Consider the following 16922-nt stretch of genomic DNA (forward strand, 5'->3'; position numbering starts at 1 on the left):
GTTGTCCGCTACCAGCCGCGCTCGGCGAGGCGGTGCGGCTGCGGGATCTCGTCGACGTTGATGCCGACCATGGCCTCGCCCAGCCCACGGGAGACCTTGGCGAGCACGTCCGGGTCGTCGTAGAACGTCGTGGCCTTGACGATCGCCTCGGCGCGCTGCGCCGGGTTGCCGGACTTGAAGATGCCCGAGCCGACGAACACGCCCTCGGCGCCCAGCTGCATCATCATCGCCGCGTCGGCCGGGGTCGCGATGCCACCCGCCGTGAAGAGCACCACCGGCAGCTTGCCGAGCGCCGCGACCTCCTTGACCAGCTCGTACGGCGCCTGCAGCTCCTTGGCGGCGACGAACAGCTCGTCCTCGGGGAGGCTCTGCAGCTTGCGGATCTCCTGGCGGATCTGGCGCATGTGGGTGGTCGCGTTGGACACGTCACCGGTACCGGCCTCGCCCTTGGAGCGGATCATCGCCGCGCCCTCGGTGATCCGGCGCAGCGCCTCGCCCAGGTTGGTCGCGCCACAGACGAAGGGGACGGTGAAGTTCCACTTGTCGATGTGGTTCGCGTAGTCGGCCGGGGTGAGCACCTCGGACTCGTCGATGTAGTCGACGCCGAGGCTCTGCAGCACCTGCGCCTCGACGAAGTGACCGATCCGGGCCTTCGCCATCACCGGGATCGAGACGGTGTTGATGATGCCGTCGATCATGTCCGGGTCGCTCATCCGGGAGACGCCGCCCTGCGCGCGGATGTCGGCCGGGACCCGCTCCAGCGCCATCACCGCGACCGCGCCGGCGTCCTCGGCGATCTTGGCCTGCTCCGGGGTGACGACGTCCATGATCACGCCGCCCTTGAGCATCTCGGCCATGCCGCGCTTGACCTTGGCGGTGCCGGTCCGGGGAGTCTCGTTCTCGGTCACTGCATCCTCCTGATCGTCTGTCTGCTTCCCAGGTTAGGAGGTGGTGGGCATCGATCTTCAGTCCACCTCGGATCAAGTGGACTTAAGTGCGTGCTGGAGTCGTGCGGTCACCAGCCGGAGCGTCGCCGGCGGCGCGGTGAACGGGATCCTGATGTGCCTGCGGTCACTGCCCTCCGGCGTGAAGAGGTCGCCTGCGCCGAGCAGCAGGTTCTGCTCGCGCGCTGCGTCCAGCACTCTGCGCGCTCGCGTCTCGGTCAGCTCCAGCCAGAGCGTCATACCGCCTGTGGGCGTGGCCCACGCCACACCTGGCAGGGTGTGGAGGCCGGCCTCCAGGGCCTGCAGGTTCGCTCTGAGACGCGTCCTGCGGCGGCCGATCACCTTGTCCAGCTTCGGGACAATCGCCCGGGCCAGGAGGTCGTCCAGCGCGCTCGGCGACGCTACGGACAGCTGTGCGGCCGTGTTGATCCGTCGCCTGAGCTGCTTGCCGGTCCTGACCCAGCCAACCCGCAGCCCACCCCACACGGTCTTGGACAGCGACCCGACGCTTACCGTCCTGGGATAGCGGCTGAGCGGCTCCGCTTGTTGGGCGCTCGCCAGCCACAGCGGCCGCATGGTCTCGTCGCTGATCAGGGCAGCGCCGTACCGTCTTGCGATCTCTATGACGGTTTGGCGCCGGTCCGCCGGGATGCTGAGCCCAGTCGGGTTGTGGTTGTCGGCCTGCAGGTAGATGACCTTTGGCCGGTGCCGTCTGCACAGGTGGGCGAGCTGGTCGGTGTCCCAGACCCCTGCAGGCCAGCCGGCGACGTCCAGCCGGTGCTTGCGCAGCAGGTCGAAGGCAGCCGGGTACGTCGGTGTCTCGGTGATCGCTACGCCCGGTCCGAGGTCCAGCCCGGCCAGGGCCGCGTTCAGCCCGGCTGCTGCACCCACGGTGAGAGTCAGTTGGTCCGGCTCGGTCGGAACACCCTCTGTGGTCAGCCGGCCCGCCAGTGCCTCTCGTAGCTCCTGTGAGCCGCCCGGAGGTGGTCCGTCCCCACCCATGGCCTGTGGCAGCCCGTCGTCTATGAGTTGCGCCAGCGCCTCAGCCACGTCATGCGGCGCCGCGGTCGTGGCGAACCGTAGGTCTAGTACCGGCTGGTCCCCCGCGGTCACGGTCGACGCCGGCGCGATGGGGTCCAGCAAACGGTCCAGTGGCCGTACGACGGTCCCGGAGCCACGCTTGGTCTCCAGTACGCCGTCGCGCCGCAGGTTCTCCAACGCCCGTACGACGGTCACCCGGCTGACACCCAGCCGCTCGGCCAGCACCCGCTCGGACGGGAGCCGCGACCCGATCGCCAGCTCACCACGCTCGATGCGCCGGAGCACCAGGCCCTCGACCTGCTCGGTCTTGGTCCCGTCGGCCGCTTCCAGGTCCCCGGTCCGCCACATAAGTCCAGTCTCGCACTATTGGCCTGATCGCCGGTTCCGGAAGGCTTGTGTCCGGAATGCGGTTTAGCATCGGGCCATGGACCACGAGTTCACCGGTGAGGTCATCGAGTGGCGCGGGCCGGCGCCGTACTTCTTCGCGCTTGTCCCGCCCTCCGACGTCGCTTCGTTGCGGGAGGCGGCGCTGGCGGCCGGGTTCGGCTGGGGGATGGCGAAGATCCGCGCCGAGCTCGGGTCGACTGCGTTCAAGACCGCCCTGTGGTCACGGGACGGCGGCTACCTGGTGCCCCTGAAAGACGCCGTACGCAAGCCGGCCGGCATCGACGTGGGCGACGAGGTAACCATCCGCTTCACCTTCGAGACCCCGGTCAAGCGTCCGACCACCAAGCGTGCGCCTGCTCGCCGCCCACGCGGCTCCCGGGAACCGGTCGACCCCGCACAACTCACCATCGTCCCCGCCAACCAGGCAACCTGGGAGGATCTCGAGGCGATCTTCGCCGGCGGCGACACCAGCCGCTGCTGGTGCCAACGCTTCCGCATGCTCCCGGGCGAATCGTGGGCGTCCGAGGGACCTGAAGAACTCTCCGCCCGCCTCCGCGACCAGACCTCCGGTCCTGGTACGACCGGGTTGGTTGCCTACCTCGACGGCGAACCAGTCGGCTGGTGCGCCGTCGCGCCACGAGCAGGCCACCCTCGGTTGCTCCGCGACTTCCGCGTCCCGTGGCAGGACCGCACCGAAGACAAGACCGACCCCACAGTCTGGGCCGTCACCTGCTTCGTCACCCGAGCCGGCTACCGCCGCCGCGGAATAGCTACCGCACTGGCCGCCGCCACCGTCGACCACGCCCGTCGCGCCGGCGCAGGCTCGATCGAGGGCTACCCAGACCTGGTCGACGGCGGCTCCGTCGGCACCCTGACGATGTTCACCAGCGCCGGCTACACAGAGGTAAGCCGGCCGGGCAACCGCCGCGTCGTCATGCGCATCGACTTCTGAAGTTGTCGGCGGCGAATGTGAAGATCTAGTCATGGACGAACGGTGGTTGATCGCGCCAACTGACGGCGCCGGCGCGATCCTCGTCCGACTGCACCCGGACGGTCAGCCCGCCGGGGAGATCTTGCACGAACCTTCGCTGGTGAGCTCCGTTGCCGCCCGTCCACACGTCACCCGCTGGGTCTGGCGGTCGACGGCTGAGATCTATCCGCGGTTGCTGGCTGCCGGCGTACGGGTCGAACGCTGCTACGACATCGAGAACACCGAGGGTCTGCTGCTCGGCCACTTCGGCCGTCTGGGCGAGCCGCGATCGGCCGCCGCGGCCTGGGCCCGGTTGAGCGGTCGGCCAGTCCCGCCCGATCCGCCCTTGCGGGCCGTCGTACCGGGTGAGCAGTCGTCGCTGTTCGACGTACCCACTGAGTCGGTGCCGTTCGAAGCCCTCCTGCGCGTGTACGCCGACCAGTTGGCTCGGCACGCGCAAACGGAGTACCCGGACCGCATGCGGTTGCTCACGGCATCGGAATCGTCCGCGATGCTGATCGCCGCCGAGATGGACCAGGCCGGTCTCCCGTGGAGCGCGGAGGAGCACCGCAAGCTGCTGACGGAGCTGCTCGGCGAACGCTTCGGCGGTACGGGCGAACCTCGCCGACTGACCGAGCTCGCCGAGGAGATCTCCACCGCGTTCGGCCACCGCGTACGCCCGGAGTTGCCCGCGGATATCCTGAAGGCCTTCAAGACCGCCGGCCACCAGCTCAAGTCCACCCGTCGCTGGGAGCTCGAGCAGATCGACCACCCGGCCGTGGCGCCGCTGATCGAGTACAAGAAGCTCTACCGGATCTATACCGCGAACGGCTGGACCTGGCTCAACGACTGGGTCCACGACGGCCGCTTCCGCCCCGGCTTCGTCCCCGGCGGCACCGTCTCCGGCCGCTGGATCACCAACGGCGGCGGCGGCCTCCAGATCCCGAAGGTCATCCGCCGGGCGGTGGTAGCCGACCCTGGCTGGTCCCTCGTCGTGGCCGACGCCTCCCAGTTGGAGCCACGCATCCTCGCAGCGATCTCCCGAGACCCGGCGTTGATGCAGGTAGCCAGCGACCCCGGCGACCTCTACAAAGCCGTCTCCGACGAAGCGTTCTCCGGCGACAGGGCCCAAGCCAAGGTCGCCATCCTGGGAGCGATCTACGGCCAAACCTCCGGGGACGGCCTCAAAAACCTAGCCATGCTCCGCAAACGTTTCCCGATCGCCGTCGCCTACGTAGACGACGCCGCGAGAGCCGGCGAAGACGGCCGCCTGGTCCGCACCTACCTGGGCCGCACAAGCCCACCCCTAGGCCACCCCGTCGACGACGCCTACCTAGAAGGCCCAGCCACCGACCTCCCCCTCACAGACCCCCGCCGAGCCCGCTCCTGGGGCCGCTTCACCAGAAACTTCGTAGTCCAAGGCAGCGCCGCCGACTGGGCCCTCCTAATGCTCGCAGCCCTCCGCCAATCCCTAACCGGCTTGAAAGCCGAACTAGTCTTCTTCCAACACGACGAAGTAATAATCCACTGCCCCACCGAAGAAGCCGCCCAAGTAGCGGCCGAAATCCAATCCGCCAGCAACCTGGCCGGCACCCTAACCTTCGGCCCCACCCCCACCAACTTCTCCTTCACCACCACCACCGCGAAAACCTACGCCGACGCGAAGTAACAAACCACCCTCAAGAAAGAGGGTTATTCAAAGTCTCAGGCTAGGCTTTCAGGGAAAGAGATTAAGGAAAAAGAACAGAGAAAAGACAAATTCAAAGTGGTGGCTGGCTCAGCGGCCGGCCGGAGGTTTCCCTGGGTGCGGCCACGGACGGTGGCCCGACCGCCGACCTTGGGGTTGTACCGGCAGGTGGCGCGCTGGCGCAGATGTACCTGCAGCAGAACGTTTCCCCAGTCGGTGTTAGCCGACGTACCGCTCCATCACGCCGCTGCTCGACCAGGGTCCTCTGCCTGCACGAACCCGAACTTACCAGCGTGTTCGTCAACCGCGACATCCTCGTCGACGGCCCGCCGGTGCCGACCGGGAGCCGCGCACACAGATGCACAACTACTCCAGCGAGCGGCTGGGGAGCCAGTCCTGAACGACTACAGTTGGTACGCCGACGCCGCCTACATCGGCACCGCCGCCACCGTCCCGTACAAACGCAGCAAATACCACGACCTCACCGGCCACAAACAAACCGTCAACCGCACCATCTCCACCCGGCGATCAGCCGTCGAACGAGCAGTCGGCCACTCAGGAACTGGAAAATCCCCGCCACCGGCTGCCGCGGCCGACTCACCGAGCTGCCCAACATCATCAGAATCACAGCCGACGTCATCTCGGATTCTGCACGAAAGACCCGAGTTCCTCCTCACTGATGGTAGAAACTGCGCCGACGATCGCCTCGCGCGTCACCTCAGAAACAATCAGCGTGTTCCCAACAGCGAAATATCCTTCAAGCCGGACCTCGTCGGCCACCTCCTGAGCGAACCGCACCGGGTCGTACACCCGTCACGCTCCACTCACGCCGCCCGCTCCGGAGCACAAGACCTACGAGGTAACCCTTGGATTCTGTCTCCAACTCATACCCCTTAAGATAAGCCGGAAATTCAATCTCCACCGGCGAATCAAGCATCTCTCAGCACCGCACCCTGATCCTGTTCAACTCCCCGTTGAACTGCTCTGGCGGAACCACAATCGACCACCAGTCGGCCACCTTTGCGGATGGGGTCTTGTCTCCGGCAAACCGAGACCCATAGTGAATCAATTGATTGTGGCGCGTGGCGCCAAAGGCGCCAACCAATGAGCCGACGTCGTTGAGGGCGTTTGGGTATTGCTGGTCGGAACCAGGCGCTAGTCTCGTCAGTGAGATCGTCGGCCGGGCCGACGATCGTGGCTGGTTGGTGGGACTGGCTGGGTGCACAGGGTGGGATTGCCGTTGGCATAGGCAGGGTTCCGAGGCAGTGGATCAACTGCCACCCTTGCACCTCAACGGGAAACCGGTCCCTTGCGCCCGTGCCACGGTCCATTTCATCCTGCCCTACCCGGTCACACCCATTGTGCGGACCCGCGATGAGCCGTAATTGATCATCGACATCTGCACGGCGGCTTGTACCTCAGCGTCCGCGTGACCATCAGTATCAACGCAAGTCCACCGCTTTGTGGACTCAAGCAGAGAGGCCCGCGGCTATCGCCTGTGACCGACTACACGAAGCTCGACCACATGTACATCGCCACCTGCTAGGACCCGGGTCAACGACTGGATGCACCACGCCATATCTCCTTCACAAGACCAGGTCGGGCGCTAGATCACCGACGGCGACTGCCTGCGGATCCCACGGGTATCCAGGCAGTCGTCACCGGCTCGCCTCTACCAGGTAGAGCAGGCTTGGAAGACCTAACTAGCGGGTCCAAGCACGCGGCCGTCCGTCAGTCTCCGGCCAGTACGGAGTCAAGGAACACGGCTCGAACGGGCGCGAAAAGGGATTCCCAACTGGCCACCTCACCAATCAACGTCCCCCGGTCGCGATCACTGTAGTCAACCGGCACCTCGGACAAGCCAGGCACATGCCCAACGAAGAAGGCCGCACCCTCAGCCGTGAGCGTCAGGTGGGCGCCTGGGTGGGGCCACATCATCAGGCTCAAGCTGAAGAACCCGTTGCCCCTGCGTGGGACCGAGCTACCGATCGACCAAGCAGTCAGAGCCGTGTCCCGGCTCGGTCCAGTCCATGTCAGCTCGCGAACTCCGCGAGCGACCAGCACGCCTGTGTCGGCCTCCTGAAGCTGAAGTGCCTGCCGAAGGTCGAAGATGATCCCGGCGATGCCGGCGAGCGCGTCGAACCGGACATCGACGGCCTGCGCCTCTTGCAGCGCATCGACCTCGGCCAAAGGGTCCATCTCCGGAAGCGATGCATGCTGGCGCAGACTGGCGGACAGACCAAGGAGATCGTTGATCTTCATCGCGGCAGCGGGATGTGAGCGAACGGGTCGGAGTTGGCGATCGTCTGACCCGTCAATGGATTGATCGTCTGCCCGGATGCATTCATGTACACGGCGTACCCACGCGGGTACTGGTACTTCCCTGAGGTCACGGGGTCCATAATACGGACGGTAGCGACTCTCTCCGAAATCTCGGGGGTGCCGCGCGGAACGACGTACTCCATTCCCTTGCCGGTGTGGGACAGAGTTCCAATCGCGCCCTTGGGGACTGCTGGCACTTTGACATCACCAACTCGCAAGACCTGAGGTGTTTTGAGGCCGCTGCCCACGGCCGTACGGCCCGCGAGAGCATCCGCCCACTGACCGCCAACTTCGGCTGCGGCGAGTCCCTCAGCGGTTCTGACTCCGATGCCGAAGACTTCGCCAGCGCCCGAGAAGCCGAGGCCGGTTAGCGCGAGACCGATCTTGCAGGCCCGCCAATTCGAGGAGTAGTCGCCCTCCATCTGAACTGCGGCTGCGCATGCCTGATAGGTCTGGACCAACGGGTCTACGAAGACTTCGTCGCCGACCTTCTGCTGGATCGGCTTGCCGTCGCCGAGCCACTCCCCGATCTTCCTCCCGATGGACGGATCGTTGGTGAGACTCATGGTGAACCAGTTGTAGCGGCCCGTGTCGGCGACGGAGCCGACGACTGATCCGCCGTCATTGAGGGCGGTTTGGTATTGCTGGTTGGACCAGTCGCTGGTTTCGTCGGTCAGGTCGTCGGCAGGGCCCACGATCGTGGATGGCTGATCTGGGTTGACCGGGCACAGAGCCGGGTTGCCGTTCGCGCACGACGGGTCGCCAGGCGGTGGTTCGGCGGTGTCTTTCGCGTCCCGATCAAGCTCCTTGCGCTTCTTGCATGCGGCGTCACACGGTGGCGGCGGCTTCGGGTCGCACCCATGCGCCTTGCACCGCGGCGGGCAACTGCCACCTTCACACTTCGGCGGGCAGCCGTGCGCCTTGCACTTCGGCGGGCAAGCGCTGCCCTTACAACCCGGGTCACAACCCTTCTTGCAACCGCCACAGTCACCGTGCTTGCAGACTGGTGGACAGGTCCCCGTCACCTTGCACGAGCAGCTTTCCGTCTGGTGGCAGTCTCGCTTGGGCGGAGGAGGCGGGTCGTTACATACTCGTTTATAGATCGTATGGTCACTATTCGGCCCGCCCCATCCCTGGAACTGCCATACGCAATTGGGCTGAGGGTCGAATGGACGATGGCCATCGGGGTCGTTCAGAGTGACCGGGTTGCCGCCGGCGTAGGCGTACAGGTTCAGGACTGAGCTGGCTGTGCCGGCGTCGTGGGTGATGGAGTCACGGGAGTTGAAGGTGCCGTTACCTGGGTTGTACCAGCGGGCTCCTTCGTTGATGTCGCCGGAGCGGGGGTCGGTCCAGTCGCCTTGGTAGCCGATTCGGTACTTGAGGCCGGTGGCGCTGGTGGAGTTGCCGAAGGGGTCGTAGGTGCGGGTGTCGGGGAGGCCGGTGGACAGGGTGGTGTCGGTGGGGTCGAAGCCGGCGAAGACGTCTCCGTGGCGGTCGGCCAGGACGAGGCGTTTGGTGGTGTCGTAGCCGACGGACAGCAAGCCGTCTGAGGCGGAGCGGCCGAAGAACTGGGTGCCGTCGGAAACGACCTCGTCGCTGAAACCGTCATAACGCATCCGAGCCGTGCCGGACTGCACCGGGCGGTCGAGGGCGTCGTAGGTGAAGTCGCGGCCGGACCTGGTGATCATCCGGTCGAAGGCGTCAAAGCTGAAGGCTTCCGTCGTGCCCGCCGTCGTCTGGGTCAGCAGGGCACCGCGAGGTGAGTAGGTGTAGGTGGAGGTGCCGTCGTCCAGGAGCCGGTTGCGTTCGTCGTACGACGCGAGCTTCGTGCCGGCCTTGATCCGGTTCGAATTCGCGTCCCAGCTGTACGCCGTGGTCGTGGTCCCCTTCGTCCACGAGGTGAGCCGACCGAGCTGGTCGTAGACGTAGGTGTTGTTCCCGGCGCCGGCGACACCGGTCGTGTTCTTGGCGGTGATGTTGTTGTCGGCGTCGTATCCGTAGGTGATCGACGACACCGACGCCGTACCGGCCTTTAGTACATCGGAGTTCATCCGGCCGTACGCGTCGTACCCGATTGTGCGGACCCGCGACGAGCCGTAGTCGACGGTCGACAACTGCCCCGCGGCGTTGTAGCCGAGCGTCTGCAGCGCTCGCGTCACCGGGTCGGTAACCGTCGTTGGCCGACCGTTCGTGTAGGTGAAGTCAGCGGTTCCGGCCGCATCGATCCGCTGCGTCAGCTGACCGTCCGGGTCGTAGCCTTGCGTTGACGTGCCGGACGGGCCATCAGCGCGAAGGAGCATGCCGCGGTCGTTGTAGGAGTAGGTATTGACCCCGTCGAGCGAACTCGAGGTCGCGAGCCGCCCGGCCAGGTCATAGGTCAGGTTGCGAGCCGATGTCGATGCTTCGGCGCCGGTCCCGTTCTCAACGGTCAACCGACCGGCAGCGTCGAAGGTTCGAGTCCGGGTGACACCGCCAGGCGAGAGCAGGGAGACCGCGTTACCGGCCGCGTCGTACGACGCAGTCCACGTGCGGTCCGCCACCGCCGGCTGAGCGGTCGTCGAGGGCTCGATGACCTTCTCGGGCAACCCGAGCGTATTCACGGAATAGACGGTCGTGTTGCCACGGCCATCGGTGTAGCGGGTGCGATTGCCGGCGGCGTCGTACCCGTACGAGATGCCGACTTGGTCCGTCGCCGACACCGGATCGATCTGCGCCGTGAGTCGCCCAAGAGCGTCATAGGTGTACGTCGACGCGCGATTCCCGGAGGCAGGTGTCGACGAGATCAGGTCCCCGTCCAAGTCGTACCCGAGAGCAGTCGTGCCGAGCGCAACTTTCGAGGCGTTCAACGTCTTGGACGCGACCAACTGCCCGGCCTTGTCGTACGTCGCGACGCTGCTGCGACCCATTGCGTCGGAGGACCGCACTTGCCGCCCCGCGTAGTCGTAGCCGAGCTGGGTGGCGACGCCGTTCGGATCGGTCGACTTGGTCAGCTGCCCGAGCGAGTCGTATGAGCTCAACGCGACCGCACCCGACGGCGACTGCGCGTTCACGACGTTGTCCATGTCGTCGTACGTCAGCCGGGTGACGAAGTTGCCCGCCGTCGGCTTCCGCTCGACATCCGTCGACGTGACCACGCGGTCGAGGTCGTCATAGGTCAACTTCTTCACCGCACCCAGCGGGTCTGTGGTCGACTCCACGTCACCGTTCGGCGTGTACGTGATCTTCGAGACCGCCCGTACGTCGTTCGTCGCGCCGGGCACGTCGACCTGCACCTGCTGGTTCAGATGGTCGTAAGTGAACCGGGTTGCATTGCCGCGCTCATCGATCTGCTCCAGCAGATTCCCGACCGCGTCGTAGTTGAAGGTCGTTTGCGGCGTCATCACCGCACCACCCGGCGGCGTGTACGGAGCACCCGTCACCGAGACCGTCCGGCCGACTTTGTCGAAGGTCGACTTCGTCACGTTACCGAGCGCGTCCTTCGACGACGTCGCCTGACCGAACGCGCCGTACCCGACCGTCGCTGTCGGCTGCACGTCCGCCGCGGCACCGCCGTCGTGCTCGGCCTTCACCGTCGGCGCGATCGTCTTGATCGCGCGGCCCAGCTCGTCGTTCGTGTACGTCGTCGTGAAGTCGGCCTTCACCGCCCCGGACGCGTTACCTCGCGGCGTCGTCTTCGATGTCGCCAGCCCGCGCTGGTCGTACATCCACGACGTCGTCATCGCACCGGACGTATTCTGCACTGTCTGCGAAACTCGTCGCCCGGCCGTGTCGAAGACGAACGTCGTCGTGTCCGTGACCGCAGTCGGCCCGGCTATATCGGCGTTCGACCAGCTCCCCGTGTCGTCCTGCTGCGTCACGTTGCCGGCCAAGTCATGCACGTACGTCGTCTTCCGGGCCAGGCCGGTCGGGTCGACCGTCGACGTTGCCACCCGCCCGGCCACGTCGATCGTGTACGTCGTCGTGGACTTGCCGTTATCCGTCACCGCCTTGGTCCGGTTCCCGGCGCCGTCGTACGTGTCGGACTCCAGCACGTAGTCCCGCGTGCTCCCGTCCGGGTTGTGGAAACTCTTCAGCGTCTTTGTCTTCAGCGTGTCGTCGAGGTTGTAGTCGTACGTGACCAGCCGCCCCATCGCATCGACCTCGGCCACCTTGCGGCCGGCCGGGTCGTACTGCGTCTTCGACCGGACGGCATAGTCGATCCCTTCCCGCGGCCCGTCCGTCGGCGGGTTGTTCGGGTCGGCCGGGAGGTTCAGGTCCCAGACCTCGGTCGGCATGTTCAGATCGCTGTACTTATACTCGAACCGGTTGCCGTTCGCATCCTCCGACCACGTCCGGTTGCCGGCGTCGTCGTACCCCTGTTGCGCTTCCTTGCCGTTGGCATCAACCGTCGACGCCAAGCGGTTTCGGTCGTCGTACGACATCGTCGACACTCGCGGATCGTCCGAGGTCTTCAGGTCCCGCGCTGTCGTCTTCGTGACGTTGCCGTCGGCGTCGTACTCCAACTCCGCCTTCTGCTGGTGCTGCTCCCCCGTCACGGCGTCGGTGGTCACCGGGCCAGTCACCGCCGCGAGGCGCGACATCTTGTCGTAGTCGTACGTCGTGGTCACGCCGCTCAGGTACATGTCCGAGACCTGTGTCTCGGTCTTCTTCCGCCCGATCTCGTCGTAGGTGTACTTCGTCACCAGACCGGACGGCGCCGTCGTCTGCACGAGATCGCCGAACTGGTCGTACAGGTACTGCGTCACCGCTGTCCGTGCCGCGTCCACCTTCACCGACTCGGTCTTCAGCAGCCCCGGCGGCATCGCCTTCCCGTCCGGACCGGTCTGCACTCCATCGGTGTACGTGTAGAGCTTGGCGCCGCCGTCCGGGCTGACGTCCGAAGCCACGTCTCCGTACGTCGTCAGGTTCGAGTACCGCTTGTACGTGTCGTCGGTCGCGCTCGCCGACCGTCCGTCGCGGTACGTCGCGAGCTTGTCCCACCGCGGATCCAGCGCCGGCCAGGCCGGATCGCCGTGGTACGTCGTGTAGTCCGTGTGGCAGTCCGTCCCGGCGCCACGACAGGTCATCGTCGACGTCACGTTCCCGCGATCGTCGTACTTCATGCTGACCTCGCCGCCGACCTCACTGGTGACGCCGGTCAGCTGACCGGTCTTGTCGTGGGTGTAACTGCGAATCGCGTAGCCGGTGTCAGGCCAGTGTCGAGTGGTGGTTGCGCTGGGTGGTCGCTGCGTGTCCTCACCGAGCGGCCTCCCGGTCCGCATCAGCCACCCGCCGAGTGCGTCGTACTGGTAGACGTAGTCGGTGTCGTTGGGACCGGTGACGTGAACCAGGCGGTATGCCGGGAAGTAGGGCGGGCGCCCCTGCTCCGTCTCCGGTGTTCCGAGCGTCCAGCCTCCGCCGTTCTCATCGACGTACTTCTGCACCCTGTCGTTGGCTGAGTTGTACTCGACCTCGGCGGTCGTTCGGCCGCCCGCGGAGGTGATCGACGACAGTTGGTCCGCGGCGGTCCGGCCCTGCTGCCAGTGCGCGGCCACGTCCCGTGTTGTCAGCGGGTGCGAGTACAGCGCGACCTCGTCGATCTGACCGGTGAAGTACCGCAACGCCTGCGTGCCGTACGACGGCCACGCGCTGGGAGCCGCGGCAACGGAGGCGCCGATCTCGTTCACCGCGAACTGCTCGTGGTCCACCACGCTCTGCGTGATCGTCCCGACCGCCGCGCCGTCCAGGTACAACGACTGCCGGGTTCCCATCGAGCTCAGGACGACGTGATGCCAGGCGCTGTCGTTCACCAGCGCCGACGAGGTCATCGGCGCCGCCGAGCCGTGCCAGAACTGACCACGAAGCTTGCCGTCGGCACCGACGTAGAGCACCGGCATGCCACCGGTCGTCGTACTGCCCAGCCGCTCCTTCTGGTACCCGATCAGCGGCTGGCTGGTCGCTCCGCTCGTCTTGAACCAGAGCTCGATCGCCTCGTCACGGCTTCGTGTCGCCATCCCGTCCGGCATCGAGATCCACGCGTTGCCGGCGAACGAGACGGCCTTGTCCGCGTCACCGACGCCGGACAGCGGGCTGGTCTGCCCGAACCCGACGCCGGAGTAGGTGCCGAAGGCGTCGCTGCGGACGATGTCGACCTCGTTCGTCGCATCGCGGTCGGATCCGTCGTCGGACATCCGGAAGTAGCCGTCCGGCTTGCTGTCGAGGACCGCGCTCCGGTAGTGCGAACCTTGCGCGGACCCGTAGGTGGTGCACTTCTGGTCCGCGTTGCACGACTTCGTCAGGACGTCACCGGAGTACTCGTAGGTCCACGTGAGCGGAGCGCCACCGACCGCGTCGGTACTGACCGACGCGACATGCTTGTTGTCGGTGGTGTAGGTGAAGGACAGCTTCCGGCCGGCGCCGTCCAAACTCGCGGCCGACTGCAGCGTCCCGTCAGCACGGTAAGAGAGCGCCACCGGTTTGCCCTGCGTGCTGTAGATCTTGCTCAGCTTGCCGGTGCCGGCAGCGAACTCGTACTTCGTGCCGGCGACGATCTGCAAGGTCCACGGTCCGGTCGCGGACGTGGCGGTCAGGATTGCCTTGTCGCCACGTGGCGCCGCGAACGTACCGTCCGCATTCTTGCCGAAACGCACCTGCCGCCCGTCCGGATAGGTGACCAGTGCGCTGCCGTCGCTCTCGATGAGCAGCCGCATGTCGTAGCGGCTGGTCCAGCCGGCACCGAACAGGCCGTCACGTCGCGGGTCGAGACTGTTGTACGTCCGCGCGACGTTCAGCTCCGGGCCGGCGACCGGTACGACGACGTCGAGCGCGGACGCGGTGTAGTTGCCGACCGCCGGATCGTACGGCTTGTCCTGGGACTTTCCGTCGTTGTTGGCGATGTGCGCGGTGATCTCCGGCTGGGGCACGTCGGTGAACAGGGTGATCGGAGTGCCGATCGTGTGCTGCCCGTCGTTGTCCTGGACGTAGATCTGCCACTGGTACTCGCGATTCCAGGCCAGCTTCCCTGCCGGTACCACCCAAGTCTTTGAAGACGTGTAGTCGCCGCTGAAGAAACAGCCCACGGTCGGGTTGTCGTCGACGACCTCACAGATCCGGAACGAGTACTTCAGGGTGCTCTCCGGAGCGTCGGGATCGATCCCGGACGCCCAGACCTGTGGCGTCAGCGTGTACGCCTGTGCGCCGTTGAGCGGCCAGACCTTGGACAGGTCGACCACGGGCGGGACGTTCTGGACGGTGATCAGCACAGCCTTCGGATCGACGCCCCAGTCGGTGTACCAGCGATAGACGGTGGTATCTCGATGCACCATCGAGAACTCGATCTGATAATCGATCCCGTCCGCCGAACCGGGCAACGCACCGACCGCAACGTCGAGATTGATCTTGCCGTCGTGTGGAACAGAGGTCGTTACCGGCGTCGCCAGCGCCGACACGTTGACCAGCTTGTCGTCCTTGAACACCCGGTAGCTCATGAAGTCGTTGCCCGGCTGCCAGGTGAAGTCACCCAGGTTCGTGATCGTCATCGGGAACTTGCCGGCCCTGTCCTGCGTGACGTAGTCCTCCGGCGGCTGGCTGCGAAGCGCGTACGTCGCGTGGTACGGCGAGTGCGTCACCGCCAGCTTCGGTGGGTTCGCGGTGCTGATACCGGCGAATCGCTTCCAGGAGTACCGGTCCGTGCGCTGGTTCGCGTACATCGCGAAACCGAAGTTCGACCGCTGTCCGTCGACCAGGCTCTGCAACCAGGACACACCCGCCGAGTTGAACGCGAGAGCGTCGTAGGTCGGCTGGCATGCGGTCGTACCCGTCGTGCTCGAGACATAGCCGCGCGAGAAGCTCTTGGACGCAATCACCGACGGGGCCGTCTGCGGGCCCGGGTATTTCAGGCTGGACAGCGGCGTGGACTGCCAACCCTCCATCACGCCGTAAACGTCGACGCCACGGGATGAGCACGTATCTGCCTGATAGTTGTAGACCTCTAGCTGTGCGCCGAGGATCGTGTCGTACCGGAACGCGTCAACCAGGTTCGGGAAGGAGAGCAGCGAGGTGTACGCGTTCCAGCCGCTGGTCGACGAGCAGTTCGTCGTACCCGACGCCGGGCGGCAGCCGATCTGGAGGTCACTCGCTCCGCTGACCGAGCCGTTGACGCCCGCGCTCACGGCATACGTCGGAGTCAGTCGATCTGTTGGGAAGACGGTCGGGTCGATTCGCACGGGGTAGACACGCGCCGGGTCGTCCAACCAGGCACTGTCGGGCGTCACCCTCAACGCCTGGCTGCCGCCGATCGTCACCAGTTCGTAGGTCACCGCGCTCGACGTCGCCGGGACCTCGACCGTGTTTGAGTCCACCATGGTGGCGGCCGGGATACGAGCCCGCTCGACGCCTCGCTCGTCGGTCAGCACGATCTCGCGGCCGACCAATGTGGCCATCAGGTTGCTGAGCTCGAGCGGGAAGACGTACGAGCGCGGGGCCGCCGCGGACTTGAGGACGATCGTTTCCTTGATGCCGCGCGGCTGTGACTCGAGCTCCAGGTCGGCGTTCGGCACGAAGTCAGGGAAGGCGACCTTGCTGCCCGCCATCTGACCGGGTACGCCGGTCGCGCCGTCGACGCTCCAGCCGATGTTGTGGCCGTCGCCGAGCTCGACCTGTGCGACCGGATCCGCGTCGGCCTGCGGCGCGATCCAGGAGGCGATCTCGGTGGAGATCGTCTCCCAGCCACCGCCGTCCCGCGGTTGCAGGTTGGCGTTGATCTCAGCCCATGACCCGTCCGGCTTCTGGAAGTTCAGCGGCGCCGGCGACAGCACGCTGGTCTCCGTGCCGTCCGTGTTCACGAACGTTTGGGAGTACCGGTCCCGCTTCTCCGGCAACTCCCGGCTCGTCTGCTTGTCGAAACCCTTGACCGCGGGCTGCTTGGTGGGCATCGGCGTAGCCGGCTTCGGTGCTGCCTGCTCTTTCGCAGCGTCAACGGGCTTCGCCGGCGTCACCGGGAACATCGACCGCAACGACGGCGGTTCCGCCGTGTTCTTCCCCGGAACCGCTGCAGGCAGCTTCCCCGATCCCAGGCGCTGTGTCGGCGCCTTGGCCTCCGCCTTGCCTGACATCGCAGCCTGCGGCATCGGAGGCGGCGTACCCGCTGCAGCCGCGGAGGTGGCCTGCACTGCCTGGCCAACCCCCGTCAACGGCACGGCCAACGCAACGAAAACCGCCGTCAGCTTCGCACTGCGAACCCGACGACGGCGAGCACGAGAAGACAGCCTGGACCCGGCCATGAGTGATCCCCCTGGGCGTGGACGACCTGCAACAGGACCCTGGGGTCCCCCGACCCCACCAGCGCCGAGCGGAATGTATCAGTCGTCGATCGACTCCGGCCAGTAACTTGCAACATCCGGTAAATCCCCAAAAATCTGTAACGCCGAGGGCTCGCCGAGCGATGTCACTCGCCGGTGCGAGGGGTGTGCGTCAGGTCTCGATCAGCCGACGGCGCAGGTCGGCAGTTGGGGCGCACGAGCCGGTCAAGAGGTCCATGACGTCGAGCCCTCCCGTCAGACCCGACCGGCAATCTCCCAAAGTCGGCACGCGG

Annotated in this window: 7 protein-coding genes; 2 read left to right on the forward strand and 5 right to left on the reverse strand. The window is 66.0% G+C overall.

Annotated elements, in window-relative coordinates; genetic code table 11:
• Positions 1-8 precede the first annotated feature (8 nt).
• The gene (pdxS, locus tag AB0E69_RS10380; protein ID WP_360142429.1) at positions 9-908 is read right to left on the reverse strand and encodes a pyridoxal 5'-phosphate synthase lyase subunit PdxS; all 900 of its coding nucleotides are present in this window, start codon (positions 906-908) and stop codon (positions 9-11) included.
• A 72-nt stretch (positions 909-980) separates the two neighbouring features.
• Entirely contained in the window at positions 981-2333 is a 1353-nt protein-coding gene (locus tag AB0E69_RS10385; RefSeq protein ID WP_360142431.1) for a PLP-dependent aminotransferase family protein, read from the reverse strand.
• Between the two features lie 76 nt (positions 2334-2409).
• Between AB0E69_RS10385 and AB0E69_RS10390 the strand changes: the two genes are divergently transcribed.
• Together AB0E69_RS10390 and AB0E69_RS10395 are read left to right on the forward strand one after the other, a co-directional pair.
• Positions 2410-3324, forward strand: a complete 915-nt coding sequence (locus tag AB0E69_RS10390) for a GNAT family N-acetyltransferase (RefSeq protein WP_360142433.1) — start codon at positions 2410-2412, stop codon at positions 3322-3324.
• A 31-nt stretch (positions 3325-3355) separates the two neighbouring features.
• Positions 3356-5011 carry a bifunctional 3'-5' exonuclease/DNA polymerase gene (locus tag AB0E69_RS10395; protein ID WP_360142435.1) on the forward strand — a complete coding sequence of 552 codons (1656 nt, stop codon included), beginning with the start codon at positions 3356-3358 and terminating at the stop codon, positions 5009-5011.
• Positions 5012-5665: 654 nt separating this feature from the next.
• On the opposite strand, the gene AB0E69_RS10400 is transcribed toward AB0E69_RS10395, so the two are convergent.
• The 3 genes from AB0E69_RS10400 to AB0E69_RS10410 form a co-directional block, all read right to left on the reverse strand.
• Positions 5666-5839 carry a hypothetical protein gene (locus AB0E69_RS10400; RefSeq protein WP_360142437.1) on the reverse strand — a complete coding sequence of 58 codons (174 nt, stop codon included), beginning with the start codon at positions 5837-5839 and terminating at the stop codon, positions 5666-5668.
• Positions 5840-6760: 921 nt separating this feature from the next.
• The gene (locus tag AB0E69_RS10405; RefSeq protein WP_360142439.1) at positions 6761-7291 is read right to left on the reverse strand and encodes a hypothetical protein; all 531 of its coding nucleotides are present in this window, start codon (positions 7289-7291) and stop codon (positions 6761-6763) included.
• Positions 7288-16458 carry a LamG-like jellyroll fold domain-containing protein gene (locus tag AB0E69_RS10410; protein WP_360142441.1) on the reverse strand — a complete coding sequence of 3057 codons (9171 nt, stop codon included), beginning with the start codon at positions 16456-16458 and terminating at the stop codon, positions 7288-7290. The genes AB0E69_RS10405 and AB0E69_RS10410 overlap by 4 nt, the downstream gene beginning before the upstream one ends.
• Between the last annotated feature and the right edge of the window lie 464 nt (positions 16459-16922).

The organism is Kribbella sp. NPDC026611 (assembly GCF_040638345.1).
GTDB lineage: Bacteria > Actinomycetota > Actinomycetes > Propionibacteriales > Kribbellaceae > Kribbella.

Excerpts from the sequence above, each read along its gene's own strand:
- AB0E69_RS10410 (WP_360142441.1), bottom strand. The coding sequence starts at position 16,458 with ATGCCGCAGGCTGCGATGTCAGGCAAGGCGGAGGCCAAGGCGCCGACA.
- AB0E69_RS10390 (WP_360142433.1), top strand. The coding sequence starts at position 2,410 with ATGGACCACGAGTTCACCGGTGAGGTCATCGAGTGGCGCGGGCCGGCG.
- AB0E69_RS10385 (WP_360142431.1), bottom strand. The coding sequence starts at position 2,333 with ATGTGGCGGACCGGGGACCTGGAAGCGGCCGACGGGACCAAGACCGAG.
- AB0E69_RS10395 (WP_360142435.1), top strand. The coding sequence starts at position 3,356 with ATGGACGAACGGTGGTTGATCGCGCCAACTGACGGCGCCGGCGCGATC.
- AB0E69_RS10405 (WP_360142439.1), bottom strand. The coding sequence starts at position 7,291 with ATGAAGATCAACGATCTCCTTGGTCTGTCCGCCAGTCTGCGCCAGCAT.